The organism is Paenibacillus lacisediminis, assembly GCF_046567315.2.
This window is the reverse complement of the sequence record NZ_JBKIAX020000005.1, coordinates 155,397-173,213: the sequence shown is the minus strand read 5'-3', so window position 1 is coordinate 173,213 and position 17,817 is coordinate 155,397. Positions and strand designations below refer to the sequence as shown.

Genomic DNA, 17,817 nt, shown 5'->3' with positions numbered 1-17,817 from the left:
GTTATGTTTGGTAAATCATCCATAGCGCAGCGGAAACAAAACAAAACCCGCCCAAGATCGCTTAGGCGGGTTCGGGACACCGGGCATTGGGTTAAAATGATTAGCGTAGTCAACGGAACTGGCGTCCAAGGCGTCCTATTTGTTTTTAAAAAAGAAGTAGAAGAATGATGACCAACAGGATAAAAAGAAGACAGATCAACAGCCAATCCATGGAGCGGCGTTCCATTTTGTTGCCTCCCTTATTTGGCCCCTTGCTTGCTGCAGTATATGCATCGCTAAGGGTTTGGTGCTTGGCCCGGCGGCAAAAGAACAGGCCTTTTCAGGCGCGTGGACAATCGGAACAAGGTAGTTCATACTAAGTAAAGAGCGTTCGATCTTGCCATTTACAGGAAAAAAGGAGAGGAACAAGATGAATGAAAAAACGCAGCAGCTGTTTAAACAGCTGACCGAATTTCCGGCAGCTCCCGGGTTTGAGCGGGAGCTGCGCGCTTTCGTTAAGGATAAAATATCCCTTTATACAGAGGAGTTCGTTCAGGACCGGCTTGGCAGTTTGTTTGGGGTTCTGCGCGGCGATGAGCAGGGTCCGCGGGTTATGGTCGCCGGGCATTTTGACGAGGTAGGTTTCATCACTACCGGCATCAGCGATAACGGGATGGTGTATTTTCAACCGCTCGGGGGTTGGTGGAGCCAGGCGGTATTGGCGCAGCGCCTGCAGATCATTACGCCGAAAGGGAAAATCGTCGGCGTGGTCGGATCGACGCCTCCCCACCTGCTGGATGAAGCCCAGCGCAGCAAGCCGGTCGACTTAAAATCGATGTACCTGGATATCGGTGCCGACAGCCGCGAGGAAGCGGAAGCAGCCGGCGTGCAAATCGGGCAGCAAATTTTGCCGATTTGCGAATTTATGCCGCTCGTCAACCCGAAAAAAATCATGGCCAAGGCCTGGGATAACCGGTACGGCGTCGGTCTGGCGATCGAGCTGTTGGAAGCTTTGCATGGGGAAAAACTGCCCAACGTGTTGTACTGCGGAGCCAATGTACAGGAGGAGCTGGGCACGCGGGGAGCCCGCACGGCGGCCAATCTGATCCAGCCGGACATCTTTTTTGCGCTGGACGCCAGCGCGGCAGGCGATATGACCGGCGACAAACGCGCCTTCGGCAAGCTGGGCGAAGGCGCGCTGCTGCGGGTATTCGACCCGACGATGCTGACGCACCGGGGGCTGGTGGAATACATCCGGGACACGGCGGACACGCACCGCATCAAATACCAATATTTTGTGTCTACGGGCGGAACCGACGCCGGCCCGGTACATTTGAGCGGCATCGGCGTGCCTTCGGGCGTGATCGGCATCTGCTCGCGGTACATCCACACCTCGTCGTCCATCATCCATACCGACGACTACGCGGCCGCCAAGGAGCTGCTGATCCGGCTGGTCAAAGGGCTTGACCGCACTACGCTGGCCACCATCCTGGAACAGAGCTAGTAGAACGGTCGAAGCGCTGCTTTACCTAACGCTTGGCTGGCAGGCGAACTTCTTGTTTGACTTGACCATCCGTCCGGCGAGCTTTATTTTCGCTTAATCAAGCCGATGAGCTCCCCGCCGCATCCTAACGGACCGGAGTGCCGCTATTTCGGCAAAATCGCGGGCTTTTTGAACTTAACGGACACCAGAGACCTTATTGGGCATATAAAGGCGCTTTTTTAGTCATTTTCGCGCAAATAAGAGCTCTCTGGTCCGTTAGAAATTGAAACTCCGCTTTTCAGGGCAAATAAGGTCGCTCAGGTCCGTTAGCCGCTACGGGGTTGCGGTGGGTTCACGGTTGCGGTGGTTCTACGTCAGAGGACAACCAGCCGTATATGGCAGGTCAGCTATCAATGCTTCGAATCTAAAAATGGGATATATAGTTCTTTTATCCCATCAATCCCATATTTTCCCTCCACATCTAGAACCATGGACACCCACCTCTAGTCCCCTATTTTTGAAAATTTTTTGAATTTACCGAAAAATTTTATGAAAAATCAAGACCTGCCCTCCGATATAAGTATTATATTCCTAAATTTGTGGGAGCGCCGCGACCTCAATCTCCCATCATTCACAAACAAATACAAGGAATAAGATGTAAATCGCAAACCTGTCCGAAAGGCAGGGACGCAAAGCCACGGGTCTAAAATTCTTAACGGAATCATGACCGCCGGGATGCCAACCTTATGCTGAACCTTGGGCTTGTTGGCCGCCGGACTTTCTTCGCGAAAGTTCTTTTTTTTGGCTTCATTTGGGCTTTGGGGCTGGTTACATCGTCGCGGCAAGTTACGGGCAAGGAGGGGACCTGCTTCCAAAAAGTAAAAACGGCGAAACACGGAAAACGGCAGCTGCTAAGGGAAATAGAGTGACGGCAAAGGAGTAAGTAACTTGAAATTATCACATTTCGGTAAAGGCTTAGCCCGCAAATTGTTGTTGCTGGTTGCCGGACCGCTTGCGGTGCTGGCGATCGTGCTCGTTCTGGTCTTCTATCTGCTTGGGCTGATGAACGGCTGGAGCGCCGTGCTGATGATGGTTCTGTTTGCCTTGATAAGCGCGGGGGAAGCCGTGCTGATTGCCCGCCTGCTCGACAAATCGGTCCAAAAAATGGCCGAGCGGACCAAAGCTATGGCAGAAGGCAATTTAGCTTTTGACGGCGACGTGCAGATGACGGACGAGTTCGGCGAGCTGGCCGGCCACCTGAAGCTTATCGGCGTCCAATTAAGGGAAGCGGCCGGGCATATGCAGGATATGTCGGCCAAGGTAGCCGATACGTCGCGGAATTTAACGGGCAATATGGAGTTTTGCAACGACCTTGTTGTAGGGGTGACGGAATCAATCAAAATGATTTCCGAAGGAAGCGAGCAGCTTGTCGAAAGCGCGCGGAACAACCACCTGATGCTGGAAGAAGTCGGAAAAGGCATGGAGCACATCGCCCTGTCATCGCAAGGGGTCGCGGAGGAAGCGACTGAGGCCGCGGCTCAGGCGAATGCGGGCAATGAAGGCATCGACCGCCTGGTTGACCAAATGAGCAAAATTTACGAAACCACGGTCGCTTCGTCGGAAACCGTAAACCAACTCGGCGAGCGAACGGAGGAAATCGACAAAGTCACTCTGCTGATCTCGGAAATCTCCAGCCAAATCAATCTGCTGGCGCTCAACGCGGCTATCGAGGCCGCAAGAGCGGGCGAATACGGCAGAGGATTCGCGGTGGTTGCAGGCGAAATCCGCAAGCTTGCCGAGCAGTCAGCGGCATCGGCCAAGGATATCGCCGAGATGGCCGGACATATCCGAACAGGCTCCGATCAATCGATCGAAGCGATGAAACGGGTCATGACCGAGGTCGAGACCGGAAGCATCCTCGTTACCTCTGCCGGCGACTCCTTCCAGCAAATCGTGCATTTGGCCGAGCAAGTGTCCACCCGAGTTCAGGAGGTTTCCGCGGTTACGCAGCAGATCAGCGCAAGCACGGAACAAATCATGGACTCCGTAAAACAAACGCTCGAGATTACCGAGGTCAATCTGGCCGGGACCAAAGAGATCATGGCTTGCTCGGAAGAACAGTTGACCGCCATGGAAGAAACGCTCGAATCTTCCAAGCAGCTTGAGACGGAAGCGGATAAACTGAAGTCCCTATTAAACAGATATTCAATCTAGCGGCGAGGAGGATGGGCATGGAGCGATTAGCTTTGCTGTTTGATGCGCTGGAGCGCCTGACCGGCGTGGCCGATATCGCCTATCACGAAATCAGGGAAGGCCGCTTGAATCCGGTGTTGAAAACGAAAACGGATCACCTTGGCGTAGAGCGCTGGAAAAGCGTACATGCGCAAAATCCGGTCTATATCGAACATGACCGTCTGCTTCGCGAACTGCTGGCCCATCCTGAAACGGCGGTGGTCCAGGACGTCAAAAATGATCCTCGATCGGCGGATGAGTTTTTCCTGTTCGGGATCGACAGCATCATGGTTATTCCCGTCATGCAGGATGGAGCGGTACAAGGCATTGTCGTCGTCGCCTCGATAGGCAAGCTGCACTTTTTCTCCGCGGAGGAGATCGAACGTGCGGAAGCACTGGTGAACGAATACAGAGATGCGTTTCAACTCTAGGACAAGGAGACATCCGGAATATGAACATAGCCGAAGCCATACTCAAGTATTTGAAGGAAACCGGAGTGGATTATATTTTTGGGATTCCGGCAGGAATCATCGGTCCGATTTATGATGCGTTGATCGATGTCGATATGAAGCCGATCATTACGAAAAACGAAGCCGGTGCGGCTTATATGGCGGCGAGGTATGCCAGCTCCTCCGGGAAGCTGGCCGTTTGCGCCGGCGCCGGGGCGGTAGGCGTAGCGAATATGATGAACGGGATCGCCGACGCCATGCGGGCCAAGGCTCCCCTGCTCGTAATTACCGGCTACGTGAACCGGTGGCAAATCGGTAAAGGAGCCATCCAGGAGATGGATGCCCAGGATATCGTCAGACCGATCACCAAATACAGCAACACGGTCATGAACGAAGCGGAAGTCATGGCCGAGCTGGACAAGGCGGTAAGGATCGCCCTTACACCTCCTTTCGGGCCGGTACATATTTCCGTGCCTATCGATATACAGCGGATGGATGCGCCCCTTAGCCTTCCCGCCGCCCCGAATCCCGCGCTGCTTCAGCAAATTCCGTTCGATCCGGCGGAGCTGGACCGGGCGGCCGCCCTGCTGAACGAAGCGGAGCGTGGGCTAATTATGGTCGGACGCGGCGGGCGGAACGCTGCCGAAGAGATTATGCGCCTTAGCGAGCGGCTGCAGTGGCCGATCATTACGACGCCGTCGGCGAAAGGAATCATTCCCGCGGAATTTCCCCTTAACCTGGGGAACTACGGATTTTCCAGCACCGACGCGGCGTTCGAACACGTCAATGCTTCCCCGGCTTCGTGCCTGCTCATCTTGGGAACCAGCCTTGGCGAAGCCTCTACCTGCAACTTTAACGAAGCGCTGGTGGCCGGACGGAAAGTGATTCATATCGACCGCGATGGCAAAGAGCTTGGGAAGGTCTTCAAAACCGATGCGGCGGTAGTCGCCGATCTCAAGGACGCGGTTCCCTATCTTCTCCGGCACGTTCAGCCGTCGCCAGGGGCGTTCAAGAAGCCGCTGCCGCTTAATGAACCTTATGAACTCAATCATACGGGGTTGTCGCTGCGGCTGTTCCTGGAGAAGCTGTCCAAGGTGATGCCGCAGGATACGCGTTATGTGTGCGATATCGGAGAATTCACCAACTTCGCGCTAAAATATTTGGAAGTTCCCGCGGGCGGGGACTTTGAAATCAATTTGAACTATGGGGCGATGGGCTCGGCGATGGCTGGCGGGCCTGGGCTGCAACTGGCCGATCCGGGCCGTCCGGTGGCCGTGATCGCCGGAGACGGTTCATTTTTCATGAACGGTTCCGAAATGCTTACGGCCAAAGAGTACAAGCTGCCTATCACCTACATCATCATCAATAACGCCATGCTTTCCTATGTCGAACGCGGGCAAAAATTTCTGTACAACCGCACGATGCCGGACTATAAGCAGGAGCGGATTTCCATCGCCGACATGATGCGGACGGCCGGAATCCGCACGATGTCCGTGGACCGGCTGGAGGATATGGACGAAATCCCCGGATTCATCCGGGAAATGGCGGGCCCTTGCCTGATCGAGGTGAATACCGACGGCAGCGAGCCGGCGCCGATTCTCGATCGTCTAAAGGCGCTGAAAAAGTAATTTTTTTCAATTTTTAACTATTAACGATTACAGGAGGAACCACATCCAATGGGAAGCTTTAATATTAAAATCGATCAATCCGCTAAAGTATTTCACGCCGAAGTAGAAGGAACCTTTTCGCCCGAAGACGGACAATCGTCCATCGAAGCTTACAGCAAAGCGATTTCAACCATTTCCGTGCCGGAGTATGAAATCGACATCGACTGCACCAAACTGAACGTCTCCGCGCCGGATTCACTGCCGCTGCTGGAAGGCTGCTTTGGGCTTTACAAAAAAGACGGCTTCAAAAAAGTGACGCTGCGGATTGCGAAAAATCCGATTTTAAAAATGCAGCTTTCGCGCGTGGCCCGGACCGTTAAGTTGGACAGCTACGAAATCATCGAAGTGTAAGGAGAGATGGCTATGAGAGGTGTGCAAATTCGCGAGATTGCCATCTACCATCCGGCAAATGAAGTGGACAACGAATACTACATCAACTATTTTGCGGAAAAAGGGACGGATGTGACCGGTCTCGTAACCGCGCTCGGCCGTAACAAGCGTTTTATAATCGACAATAAGGAAGAAAATACGCTGACGATGGCGGCGGAAGCCTCAAAGCTGGTGCTGAGGAAGAGCGGTCTTGAGGCCAAGGATGTAGACCTGATTATTTTTACATCGCAAACACCGGAGTATCTGCTCCCCAGCAATGCGCTGAAGCTGCACCATACGCTGGGCGGCGACCTCTCTACAGCCTGTTTTGATATCAACGCCAACTGCGCGGGCATGCTCGTGGCGATCGAGCAAGCCTGCCGCTATATGACGGCCAACCCCCGGGTGGAGCGGGCGCTTGTCGTGGGGGCCGATTATCTGTCGGTTCACAGCCCGGAGCAGCCCATCTATTATTCCAACTTTGCCGAATCGGCGGTTGCCGTCATTTTGGAGCAGGCAGAAGGAACCCGCGGGCTGATCGATTCCGTCTATCAAACCGATACGTCCGTGATCGACAACTCCCTGTTCCCGGCCCATGGTTTGTCGAATTTGTACCGCGAGGAGTTCACGGCCAAAGACGCACAAGTGCAGTTTACGCCGTTCGATGATTCGGTCTGCGCGGAATCCGCGGTGAACTCGATCCGCATTTTGCTGGAGCGCAACAATCTGAACAAGGAGCAAATCGGCGGCTTCCTGTTCTCCCAGTTTACGATCGGCAATATTAAACGTGTTTCCGAAAGTCTGGGAATCGCTCAGGACAAAGTCGTCTACATCGGCGACAGATTCGGATACACCGCTTCGACCAGCCCCTTGCTGGCCCTTCATGAGGCCGTGCAAGCCGGCCAAGTGCGGCGCGGCGACTATCTCGTCTTCTGGACCGTTGGCGCCGGTTGGCAAAATGTTAGTCTGCTGATGCAGTATTAAGAAGAGGTAACATTGCGCGGGTCCACGGTTCCTCGGCGAGGAATTATGCGAAATGCAAAAGTGCAGGCGGTTTTTGTCGAGATTCCCCGAAACACTTGGTTCAAATGTAAAAGTGCAGTTCATTTGTGGCCAATAGCCACTTTTTGCCGAAATAGGCACAAAACAACTGTACTTTTGCATCTCACTTGCCTCGAATAGGGGAATTACGGAAAATCAAATGCACTTTTGCAGTTGGTTATGCCAACACTCTTACATCTTATTCCTAAAAATCGCGGGTTGCCGAGGAGTATCTCCCTGCAACCCGCGATTTTGTTGCTCCTACCGTTACAGCATGAAGCGGCCCCCGTTGTTATACAACGATCATGTATATGCTCGTGCGTCATCTCGTGCTTATCTCGTGCGTATCTCGTACGTATCTCGTGCGTATCTCGTGCGTATCTCGTGCGTCATGCTTATGCCTTTACGAGTCATGCTCATGTGTCATTCATTTCATCGGCCCTGTGCTTACCTCATCTCGCTAAAATATACTTCATCCAGGTAATCGGCCAGAATGCGGGCCACCATTAAACACCCTTATTTAAATCCATTCCAGGTACGGGTTAAATGCTCCTCCGCCCAGTGGATATGATTCGTGTCGGTGTACTGGCGGAACCTGCATTCGATGTGCAGAATCAAGGCGATATACAGGTCGTACAATGCCATCCGCTCGCGCTCCGCCTCCGTAAAAGCCGGCTTGCCGTAGCCTTCCAGGAACGCCCCGTTTTCCACAAACGAGCGGAAGTAGTATTCCATCAGCGGATCGCCCCACAGCGCTCTTTCGCAGTCGATGATGGCGATAAGACGCCGGTCTTTGACGAATACGTTCCCATCCCACAAGTCCCAATGGACCAGCCGCGGAACCGTGACCTCCGCCAGGCTGGCCTGCCGCTCCCGAAGCAGGACGAATATCTCCTCTGCATCCATCGGGAGCGGTACGGCTTTATCCGCAGCATCGGCCAAAAGGCCGCCGATCATATCCGTAAAGACGGCCGGCCAGCTATTCCCTTGACCGTCTTCCCTTGCGTAATACCCGAAGCTTTTTCCTTGAATTTCGTTAATCCGCCGGTTCACCCGGCCCAGTTCAACTTCAATATCCCGCCGTTCCTCAGGCCCCAGCTGCTCCTTCACCTTGTTGTAAGGATCGCCCGGAACGAACTCCATCAGGAACCACTCGCTCCCCTCTACGCCGCGCTCCTCGTACAGAATCCGGGGCACCGGGATGCCTTCCGCCGCGTCCAGCAGACGAAGCACCTCCACCTCTGCCGTCATCACATTCCGCTCATACCGCAGCATCCCTTCCTCCGAAATGGGAGCAAGCTTCAGCACCGTCTTCATGCCGTTATCCAGGGTCAAGGCGTACGCGGAGTTGAACCAGCCGTCCTTTAATTCCTCATATCCTTCCAATCGTCTCTGTCCTTGAAATGCCCGCTCCACTAAGGCCGTGAGCTCCTCGCCGGACAGCTGCCGCTTGATTGCGCTTTCCATACCGTTGCCTCCTATGAAAAAGCACCCCGTTCACACGAAAAGCGTCTGCAGGGTGCTTGATGAACGTGATTCTATTTACCTTCCAGGATAAGCACGCCACGGCCGGGCACGGTTACGGTTCCGGTCAGCGTGTCCCCGCTAAGCAGTTCCTTTTTGGCATCAGCGCCGATGTCCACTTGGACGTCTTCCGCGTTGTGGTTAAGCAGGAACAGATAAGCTTTGCCATCTTTCACCCGGCGTGCCGTCTCCACGCCTGCGGGGGCTTCGAGCAAAGGCTTGATTCCTTTTTCCTCGCATAGATTTTTGAGGAACCCTTGAAGGAATGAAGCCTCCGGACTGCTGGCGACATAATACGCCCGGCCGTTTCCGAAGCGGTTCACCGTCAGCACCGGCATGCCTTTATAGAAATCCGAGCCGTATTCCGCCAGCACTTCGGCGCCTTCCGCATGAATGAGGTCACAGAGCAAACCGCATTCGTATTGGTCCTGCAAATCACCCCACGGCCGCTTCATGACGATTTGATTCTTCTGCTCCGGGAACAACGCGTCGATCTCCTCCGCCCAAATGCCCAGCAGTTGACGCAGTTCTCCCGGATAGCCGCCCGTCGTCACGAGGTCGTTTTCGTCCACGATGCCGCTGAAAAACGTCGTAACGAACGTGCCGCCGTTCCGGGTGAATTCCTCCGCTTTTTTTGCAAAACCCGGCTTCACCATATACATGACCGGCGCGATCACGATCTCGTATTTGCTCAGATCCTCTTCTACCGAGACCATATCGCATTCCACATGCATCCCGAAGAGCGCATCGTAAAATTTATGAACCTCTTTGACGTAATTCAGCGCGATCGTCGGTCCGCTCGAGAGCTCCGTCGCCCAGCGGTTTTCCCAATCATACAGAATCGCCACCTTGGCTTCCGTGCGGGCATCAAGCAGCGTGTCGCCCAACTGCTGCAGCTCCCGGCCGAGTTCGGCAACTTCGCGGAACACGCGGGTATGCTCATGGCCGACGTGCTCGATCACGGCGCCGTGGTATTTCTCGCACGCTCCGATGGACCGGCGCAGTTGGAAGAACAACACCGTATCGGCCCCATGGGCAACCGCCTGATAGCTCCACAGCCGCATCACGCCCGGTCGTTTGAGCGAGTTGTACGGCTGCCAGTTTTGCTGGCTTGGCGTCTGCTCCATCAGCATAAACGGCGCTCCGCTTTTCAGTCCGCGCATCAGATCGTGAGTCATCGCCGTATGGCTAACCGGCGTATCGAGGGAAGGATAGTTGTCCCAGGACACGATATCCATGTATTTGGCCCACTCGAAGTAATCAAGCTCCGGATAAAAGCCCATCAGGTTCGTCGTTACCGGTATGTTCGGCGTATGTTTTTTGATGGCCTCGTATTCCAGCTTGTAGCAGTCGAGCAGCGACTGGGACTGGAAGCGGCGATAGTCCAGGGAAATCCCTTGGAAGTTGGTGCGGTTTCCGTTCCATTCTTCACTCAGCTCGTTCGGAACAACGATATCTTCCCAATCGTAAAACGTATGCCCCCAGAAGCGGGTATTCCAGGCGCGGTTCACTTCATCCAGCGTGCCGTAACGCTCCTTGAGCCAAGTGCGGAACGCCGCGGCGCAGTTGTCACAGTAACAATATCCGCCGTATTCGTTGGATACGTGCCAAATTAAAAGGCCCGGGTGATCCTTGTACCGCTCGGCCAAGAGCCCGGCAAGCTTCTCCGAATATTTCCGGTAAGCCGGCGAGTTCGGGCATGAATTGTGGCGGCCGCCGAACCGGCGTTTCCGCCCCTGCACATCGACGCGCAGCACGTCCGGGTATTTCCGGGCCATCCAGGCGGGATGAGCGCCCGTGCTTGTCGCGAGGCACACGTGCACGCCGCTTTTAAATAAACGGTCGATCGTTGCGTCAAGGGAACTGAAATCATAAGTATCCTCGTCCTGCTGCAGCATCGCCCAGGAGAACACATTTACGGTAGCCACGTCGATGCCGGCCAGCTTGAACATTCGTTCATCCTCTTGCCAGGTTTCAGGTCCCCACTGCTCCGGATTATAATCGCCGCCGTACCATATTTTCGGCAGTTTTTCGTTGATCACTGCGCACACATCCTTTTAAGAGTAATATAATTATATCTCCATTTTAGGAAGTTTCTTATCCGCTTTATATATAATATTATTGTTTTGATATATAATAATGTGGAACTCATCCCAGGAGGGAAAAATATGAGCGCACGCGCGTTTACCCGTTTTGTTTTTTCTCCCGCCGCCAACCCCGATCTTCCGCTTCTTGTGGAGAGCATCGGTTACAATCCGAGTCAGGAAAAAATCACCCGTCCGAACGGATATCCCTATTATCATTGGCTGCAAACCGAAGAAGGCGAAGGCCTGGTTACCTACGGCAGCGAAAGTGTCGTGTTATCGTCCGGTTGCGGCGTTTTGCTGCCTCCCGGGATGCCCCACGCCTATGAGGCGAAGCGGGGCGCCGGCTGGGCAACGTATTACCTAACCTTCGGCGGCGTGGCTGCCGCGGCGATTTTGTCGGCTTTCGGCATCCGCGACTCCGCCTTATTCCGCTGGGACCAGGAGGCTCCTCTAGTCCCGCTGCTCGGCGAAATGCTGAACAAGGTCGGCAGCGGCACCGACCTGTTCGGCCTGGAGACGTCGGCCGGCACCTACCGTTTTTTGGGCATGCTCAGCAAATTCGGGCAAGCCAGCAACATGTCCGTCTCCCGCAATATGGCGAAGCTGGCGCCGCTGCTGCATTGGATGGAGCAAGAGTACGGCAACCCCGACACCGGTCTGGATCAACTGGCCGAAGTCATCGGCATGTCGGGGCGTCATTTAAGCAAGCTGTTTCAGCATACGCTTGGCGTATCCCCATACGCTTATCTCACCCAAATGCGTATCCATAAAGCCAAGGAGCATCTGGCCGGCGAACCGGGAGTTACCGTAGCCGCCATCGCCGGCAAAACCGGGTTCCGTGACGCCAGCCATTTCGTCGCCACGTTCCGCAAGCATACCGGCATGACGCCGCAGCAGTTCCGGCGGCTGCATTAGATGCGGCCGGTGGTTGCATCGGTTGTGGCCGGAGTTGCATTAAGGTAGCCGAAATTGCATTAGGGATGGCCGGTGGTTGCCTTAAGCACAGCCCGGCGTAAACGCCCCAAGTAACGCTGATCGCCATAAAGCTTGACCGGGCGTACACACACCAAGTTCCGACGATCGCCATTTCGGCCCGGCACGATGTCCAAACAGTTCCGGCGGCCAGTGATGCGGCAACATATCGTTTCTGACCAAAAAACAAACTCTAACGGATGCCACAGCCGCTATTTGATCCAAAAACGCCGATTTCGAACTCTAACGGTTGCTGTAGGGCTTATTTCACTAAAACCGGGCTATTTTCACCTCGACTAGGGCAAATAACGGCGATCACAACCGTTAGAATCTAGAAAAGGTCATTTTCCGTAAAATAGCCGCTGCTACAACCGTTAGATTTCCGGCGGGCACAATACTGCAAAAATTCAGGTATTCCTGCACGATGCCCCGATTTTTCCATACAACTGTATTGCATACTGTTCGGTTTTAACTAGCCAGTAGGCTACTTTGGCCATAAAGAGAATCCTAACGGACATCAGCGACGTTATTTCGGCGAAATCAACAGTTTACAAAATGTAACGGACACCATAGACCTTATTGGGCGCTTATGCGCACATTTCGAGCCTTTTTTGAGCAAATAGCGGCTCTACTGTCCGTTAGAAGTAAACTTAGCGTCTTTTCAGGCAAATAAGGTCATCCAGGTCCGTTAGCTAGAGGGTTAGCTCCTGCGCAGAAAGCCTACCGAATCCAATACGACGTATTCGCTTCAGTCCAAAAGCGTTCCCCGTCCCCGGCGGTGCTTCCGTCCGGGAGATGAATCCGCCGTCCGTTTAGGCCGCGCACCGTACACCATCCGCCGACAGCCGATGTGATGCAGGCCGATGCGACCCCGCCGCTCTCCCAGGTTATATCGACGGTAAATCCGCCGCGCGCCCGCAGCCCTTTGACCTGGCCGGACGCCCAGGCCTTGGGCAGCGCCGGCAGCAAATCGATGCCGTCCATATGGCTTTGCAGCAGCATCTCAGCGATTCCTGCCGCCCCGCCAAAATTGCCGTCAATCTGAAACGGCGGGTGGTCGTCAAACAGGTTCGGATACGTCGAACGGGACAGCAGCGTTTCCACGAACCGGTGCGCCGTCTCGCCTTCCCCCAGACGCGCGTACAGATTGATCAGCCAAGCGCAGCTCCAGCCGGTATGGCCGCCGCCGTTTTGGATGCGGGATGCCAGCGATTTCCGTACGGCTTCCGCCTGCTCCGGGGTATCCCGCACCGTAATCGAATCGCCGGGATAAAGCCCATACAAATGCGAGACGTGACGGTGTCCCGGCTCCGGTTCGGCGAAGTTCTCGCTCCACTCCTGCAGCCTGCCGTCCGGGCCGATTTGCGGCTTGGCCATCCGTTCCGCAATTTCCACCAGTTCACGGCGCCACTCCTTATCCACGCCCAAAATTTCCGCCGCCCGAATCGTATGCTCAATCAACTCGCGAATCAGCGTCAGATCCATCGTCGTTCCCGCCGATACGCTGCACTTCTCGCCCTCGGGCGTCAGAAACTGATTTTCCGGCGAGGTCGACGGTGCTGTCGTCAGCAGCCCGTCCGGGCCCGGAACGAGCCAATCCCGGCAAAATTCCGCCGCCCCCTTCATCAGCGGATAGGCGGTCTCCCGCAGGAACTTATCATCCCTCACGAATTCGTAATGCTCCCAAAGATGGCGGCACAACCATACGCCGCCCATTGGCCAAAACGCCCAATTGGCCTGGCCGTCCGTCGGCGTCGATTGGCGCCACAGGTCGACGTTGTGGTGAGCGGTCCATCCCCGGCAGCCGTAATGAATCCGCGCGGTTCTCGCCCCCGTGTCGCTCAGGTCCCGGATTAGCCGGAACAACGGTTCATGACACTCGCTTAAATTGGCCACCTCCGCCGGCCAATAATTCATCTGCGCGTTGATATTGGTCGTATACCCGCTGTTCCAGGGCGGCTGAATATGCGGATTCCAGATTCCCTGTAAATTGGCCGGTTCCGTTCCCGGTCTGGAGCTGGCCATCAGCAAATAGCGGCCGTACTGAAAATATAACGCTTCCAGTTCCGGATCCTGCGCTCCATCGCGATAAGCTTCGAGCCGCTTGTCGGTGGGCAGTTGCGAAAGCTCCGTGCCCGCAAGCCCTTCAGCGGAAGGCATCTCCGAAGCCTCCCCGCCCCCAAGCCGCAGCTCGACACGGCGGAACAAGCCGCGGTGATCCGCGATATGTCTTTCCCGCAGCCGCTCATAGCCAAGCGAAGCCGCTTCCTTCAAAACAGCGTTGCATTTTTCACCAAGTTCACCTTCAGCCATCCCCGTCCCGGGCATCGTTTTATATCCGGCAAAATCGGTAGCCGCAGCCAGCAAAAACATCGCCTTCCGCGCTCCGCGGACGATCAGCCGGCCGGACTCATCCGCCCCGACGGTTCCGCCTTCTGTTAGCCCATGCATATGCGCTTCAAAAGATAACCCCAATTCCTCTTCATACAATATGGATTGCGGGTGGTCGCCGCGGTAATTGTCGGCAATATGGCTGGGGCAGCGTCCTTTCATGACAATCCCCACTCGCCCCGGAAGTGCTTCCGTTCGGAACACTTGCGGAGAATCGAGGGACACAGAAAGGTCGATCGTCCCCTCTCCTTCAGCACTAATATGTAACGCAAGCACCTGATCCACCGCGCTGACCAGCACCTCGCGATTATAGACCGTCCCGCCAAGCCGGTAAGAAACGGTCGCCACACCCGCGTCCAAATCCAAATCCCGCCAATAATCCGAAATCTCCGGAACATCTTCCAACAGCTCCAGCTTTAAATTGCCCAGCGGCTGGTACGCTTCGGTCCCTGTGCCGACCATTTTGGCTTCAACCAACTGCTCGGCTTCTTTATATTTCCCGGAAAATATTAGCTCCCGGGCCTTTTTCAAATGCCGCAGCGCGTCGTAATTTTGCGTATCGCGGGGGAAACCCGACCAGAGCGTATCTTCATTTAAAGCGATAAGCTCCTGCCGCACCCCACCATAGATCATGCCGCCGATTCGCCCGTTGCCTACAGGAAGCGCTTCCTCCCAACGCGATGCGGGCTGCTTATACCATAACTTCCATCCGGCTTCTGCTGAACGTACCAGTTTGGCCACCTTCTCCCGATTTTTTGTACACCTCTAGATTTTACGATAAATCCGCAGAAAAGGCCCGATGAAAATACGGGCCTTTTCGTTCATTTCCATATTTACGGGTATCCCCGACAGTCCTGTTTTATCACAATTCTTTGCCGGTGAACAATTCGACTCTCTTCTTAACGAGTTCGGTATATTCGGCTTCCATTTTCGCGGCCCCGGCTTTGTCCAGTTCGGAGAGGAAAGCGTCGTACACCTTGTCGAAGTCCGCTTCCTTGGCCAAAATGGCTTCCGGAATCCGTTTGCGGATAATGTCCTGCGTTTTCTGGAAAATAACCTGATAATCCCCGTCTGTCGGAACCGGCATGTTGTACAGAGCGCCCCATTCTTTAGCCGGGAATTCGTCCTCTTGCGGGAACAGATCCTTCCAGGTGGTTGCATTGTAAGCTTTCAGCGTTTCCTTCTCGGCTTCGGTGTAGTTCTCTACGATTTGTTCCGGGAAGTTGGTCGTATAATAATTGCCGGAAGGATCTTTAACACCGTCGCCGTAGCGGGCGCCAAAGATTTTGTATAAACCGTCCGGATTGCCGAGACCGGTCTGTTTCGTGAAATTCGTTGTATCATTTACCCTACGATCTGTAATCTCGTCCGGTATAACGCGTTTGCCATTCTCGTCAACCGTGTAGTGTTTGCCTTCAATCCCCCAGTTTACCAGGACCTGGCCTTCATCGGAAGAAAGCCAGTCGATGAATTTAATCGCCCGCACCGGATCTTTGCATTCGGTCGTAATGCTGATGCCGTAACCGTCAATGCCGGCGGATTGGAAGGAGTGGTCTTTATACTCTTCGCTTAACGTGACCGGGAAATGCGCATACGTGTATTCGTCTTTGCCGGCCGTTTTCAGCGCGTTTTCGGCATCCATGTAACCCCATTCCTGGTCGATCAGGCCAAGCACGCGGCCGCTGGCGATTTTCGCTTTGTATTGGTCGTCTTTTTGCACAAACGTGTCTTTATCAAGCAGACCTTCATTGTACATGTGGTTCAGCCAACGGAAATATTCCTTTTCTTCCGAACGCTTATAATGAAGCTTTGCTTCGTAGGTTTGCGGGTCCACGTAGTATTCGCCGTCGTCCGGAGCGCCCGTAGCGATAAATGCCGGATTCGTAACAGAGATCATGATTCTCCAGTCGTCGGCGTTCAACGTCAGCGGAATCGTCGGTTGTCCGTCCGTGGTTGGATGTTTTTCCACATATTGCTTGAGGACGTTTTCAAAGTCTTGCACCGTGTTCACCTTCGGATATCCGAGTTCCTTCAAGACGCGTTGTTGAACTTCAAACCCGCCGCCAGCATCAAAATATTGCTGATCCACGCCAACGTTGGTCGGGAGCGAATAAATCGCCGGATCTTCATTGCTGTATTTTAGGCGGTTCATATTTTCACTGAATATTTTCTTAATGTTTGGCGCGTGCTCCTCAATCAGATCGGTCATATCCACGATATAGCCGGCATCCACCAGTTTGGACAAATTCCCTTTGGCGAAAATCAGGTCAGGCACATCGCCGCTCGCCGCCATCAAGGCGACTTTGTTGTCGCCGCCGCCGCTGCCCACGTCGAATTCGGCTTCGATCGTTACGCCGGTTTTTTCGGTTATGACTTTCCCCACTTCATCCTGCATATTGTTCCAGTTCGGGCTGGCGTCAGCACCGAAAAATGTAAAGGTGACAGGGCTCGTATCATCGCTCGCTCCGCCATTTGCGCCGGAGCCGCCGGACCCGCCGTTGTTGCTGCCGCAGCCTCCGACCAGCAAGGTGCTGGCCAGCAAAATCGCCGCGAAAGTTTTAGGGCTTTTCCATTTCATGTATTCTTTCCCTCCGTATTCTTATTCAAAAAAATATATTGTATAACAGGCTATATAAGTTGATCTTGCCTAACTTCCGCAGTTCTTTAGTTCAACTTATATAGACCTGCGTCTACCGGCTGAGAGCCAATCATCTTAAGCTTTAACCGCACCCAGCGTCATCCCGTCGACAAAATAGCGCTGCAGGAACGGATACACGACCAGAATCGGAACAGTAACGACGATGGTGATGGCCATTTTGATCGATTCCGGCGACACTTGTGCCATCTGGTTGGCCAAATCGTTGGCATTTGCCATATTCGCGCCTTGGTTGGTGCTTTGCAATATTTTCATCAATTCGTATTGCAGTGTCGTCAAATGCGGTTTGCTGCCGTTGTACAAATACGTATCAAACCAGGAGTTCCACTGGCCCACCGCCAGGAACAAAGCGATCGTCGCTAAAACTGGCTTACACAGCGGCAAGATCACTTTGTAGTAAATCGTGAAATCGTTGGCCCCGTCGAGCTTCGCCGATTCCTGCAGCGCATACGGCAGTCCGTCGATAAACGAGCGGATGACGAATACGTTAAAGGCGCTGACCAAAGTGGGCAGAATATAAATCCAAAACGTCCCGATCAGTTCGAGGTGACGCATCAGCATGTACGTCGGCACCAGACCGCCCGTGAAGTACATCGTCAGGGCCAGGAACGTGGATACGAATTTGCGCGATTTGAAATCGGGCCGGCTGAGCGTAAAGGCCAGCATCGAAGAACTGATCAGCCCAAGCACGGTGCCCAGCACCGTCCGGAGGATCGTATTTTTGAAGCCCTGAATCAGGGTGGTATAACCGAAGATCGTTTCGTAGTTTTTCCAGGTGAATTCGCGCGGCCAGATGTAAATGCCGCCCCGGACCGTATCCGTCGAATCGTTAAGCGATATCGCCAGCACGTTCAGGAAAGGGTACAGCGTGATAATCAAAATGACCGACATCAGAATAAAGTTGAAAACATTGAACGCTTTTTCGCCTCTGGTGAGGTTGAACGCTTTGCTGCTGCTTGCCATCTAT

12 protein-coding genes and 1 riboswitch are annotated in these 17,817 nt (G+C 54.1%); of the genes, 7 read left to right on the top strand and 5 right to left on the bottom strand.

All coding sequences use genetic code 11. From position 1 onward, the window contains the following. Positions 1 to 409 precede the first annotated feature (409 nt). The 6 genes from ACLD72_RS11950 (at position 410) to ACLD72_RS11925 (ending at position 7,163) form a co-directional block, all read left to right on the top strand. Positions 410 to 1,483, top strand: a complete 1,074-nt coding sequence (locus ACLD72_RS11950; protein WP_410999627.1) for a M42 family metallopeptidase — start codon at positions 410 to 412, stop codon at positions 1,481 to 1,483. A 632-nt stretch (positions 1,484 to 2,115) separates the two neighbouring features. Continuing rightward, positions 2,116 to 2,205: riboswitch (cyclic di-GMP riboswitch) on the top strand. Between the two features lie 205 nt (positions 2,206 to 2,410). Then, entirely contained in the window at positions 2,411 to 3,676 is a 1,266-nt protein-coding gene (locus ACLD72_RS11945; protein WP_410999624.1) for a methyl-accepting chemotaxis protein, read from the top strand. 17 nt (positions 3,677 to 3,693) lie between these two features. After that, complete coding sequence (locus ACLD72_RS11940) at positions 3,694 to 4,125, top strand: GAF domain-containing protein (RefSeq protein ID WP_410999622.1); 432 nt, start codon at positions 3,694 to 3,696, stop codon at positions 4,123 to 4,125. Between the two features lie 20 nt (positions 4,126 to 4,145). After that, positions 4,146 to 5,771 carry a thiamine pyrophosphate-binding protein gene (locus ACLD72_RS11935; protein ID WP_410999620.1) on the top strand — a complete coding sequence of 542 codons (1,626 nt, stop codon included), beginning with the start codon at positions 4,146 to 4,148 and terminating at the stop codon, positions 5,769 to 5,771. A 48-nt stretch (positions 5,772 to 5,819) separates the two neighbouring features. Continuing rightward, complete coding sequence (locus ACLD72_RS11930) at positions 5,820 to 6,161, top strand: hypothetical protein (RefSeq protein ID WP_410999618.1); 342 nt, start codon at positions 5,820 to 5,822, stop codon at positions 6,159 to 6,161. Positions 6,162 to 6,173: 12 nt separating this feature from the next. Beyond that, on the top strand, positions 6,174 to 7,163 hold the full coding sequence (locus tag ACLD72_RS11925; protein WP_410999616.1) for a ketoacyl-ACP synthase III: 990 nt from the start codon (positions 6,174 to 6,176) through the stop codon (positions 7,161 to 7,163). A gap of 573 nt (positions 7,164 to 7,736) precedes the next feature. On the opposite strand, the gene ACLD72_RS11920 is transcribed toward ACLD72_RS11925, so the two are convergent. Both ACLD72_RS11920 and ACLD72_RS11915 read right to left on the bottom strand, forming a co-directional pair. Beyond that, positions 7,737 to 8,687, bottom strand: a complete 951-nt coding sequence (locus tag ACLD72_RS11920) for a phosphotransferase family protein (RefSeq protein ID WP_410999614.1) — start codon at positions 8,685 to 8,687, stop codon at positions 7,737 to 7,739. A 71-nt stretch (positions 8,688 to 8,758) separates the two neighbouring features. Beyond that, positions 8,759 to 10,786, bottom strand: a complete 2,028-nt coding sequence (locus ACLD72_RS11915; protein ID WP_410999612.1) for a beta-galactosidase — start codon at positions 10,784 to 10,786, stop codon at positions 8,759 to 8,761. A 126-nt stretch (positions 10,787 to 10,912) separates the two neighbouring features. On the opposite strand from ACLD72_RS11915, the gene ACLD72_RS11910 reads away from it, so the two are divergent. Further along, positions 10,913 to 11,746 (top strand): AraC family transcriptional regulator, encoded by an 834-nt coding sequence (locus ACLD72_RS11910; protein ID WP_410999610.1) that lies wholly within the window; start codon positions 10,913 to 10,915, stop codon positions 11,744 to 11,746. Positions 11,747 to 12,523: 777 nt separating this feature from the next. On the opposite strand, the gene ACLD72_RS11905 is transcribed toward ACLD72_RS11910, so the two are convergent. The 3 genes from ACLD72_RS11905 to ACLD72_RS11895 all read right to left on the bottom strand — a co-directional run bounded on the left by ACLD72_RS11905 (position 12,524) and on the right by ACLD72_RS11895 (position 17,813). Then, positions 12,524 to 14,935: a glycosyl hydrolase family 95 catalytic domain-containing protein gene (locus tag ACLD72_RS11905; protein WP_410999608.1), complete on the bottom strand. Its 2,412-nt coding sequence runs from the start codon at positions 14,933 to 14,935 to the stop codon at positions 12,524 to 12,526. A 121-nt stretch (positions 14,936 to 15,056) separates the two neighbouring features. After that, positions 15,057 to 16,772, bottom strand: a complete 1,716-nt coding sequence (locus tag ACLD72_RS11900; protein ID WP_410999606.1) for an ABC transporter substrate-binding protein — start codon at positions 16,770 to 16,772, stop codon at positions 15,057 to 15,059. A 135-nt stretch (positions 16,773 to 16,907) separates the two neighbouring features. Then, complete coding sequence (locus ACLD72_RS11895; protein WP_251593995.1) at positions 16,908 to 17,813, bottom strand: carbohydrate ABC transporter permease; 906 nt, start codon at positions 17,811 to 17,813, stop codon at positions 16,908 to 16,910. Between the last annotated feature and the right edge of the window lie 4 nt (positions 17,814 to 17,817).

What these genes read in the sequence shown, in the direction of transcription:
- ACLD72_RS11930 (WP_410999618.1), top strand. Translation starts at nt 5,820, where the DNA reads ATGGGAAGCTTTAATATTAAAATCGATCAATCCGCTAAAGTATTTCAC.
- ACLD72_RS11940 (WP_410999622.1), top strand. Translation starts at nt 3,694, where the DNA reads ATGGAGCGATTAGCTTTGCTGTTTGATGCGCTGGAGCGCCTGACCGGC.
- ACLD72_RS11910 (WP_410999610.1), top strand. Translation starts at nt 10,913, where the DNA reads ATGAGCGCACGCGCGTTTACCCGTTTTGTTTTTTCTCCCGCCGCCAAC.
- ACLD72_RS11920 (WP_410999614.1), bottom strand. Translation starts at nt 8,687, where the DNA reads ATGGAAAGCGCAATCAAGCGGCAGCTGTCCGGCGAGGAGCTCACGGCC.
- ACLD72_RS11895 (WP_251593995.1), bottom strand. Translation starts at nt 17,813, where the DNA reads ATGGCAAGCAGCAGCAAAGCGTTCAACCTCACCAGAGGCGAAAAAGCG.
- ACLD72_RS11950 (WP_410999627.1), top strand. Translation starts at nt 410, where the DNA reads ATGAATGAAAAAACGCAGCAGCTGTTTAAACAGCTGACCGAATTTCCG.
- ACLD72_RS11935 (WP_410999620.1), top strand. Translation starts at nt 4,146, where the DNA reads ATGAACATAGCCGAAGCCATACTCAAGTATTTGAAGGAAACCGGAGTG.
- ACLD72_RS11900 (WP_410999606.1), bottom strand. Translation starts at nt 16,772, where the DNA reads ATGAAATGGAAAAGCCCTAAAACTTTCGCGGCGATTTTGCTGGCCAGC.
- ACLD72_RS11925 (WP_410999616.1), top strand. Translation starts at nt 6,174, where the DNA reads ATGAGAGGTGTGCAAATTCGCGAGATTGCCATCTACCATCCGGCAAAT.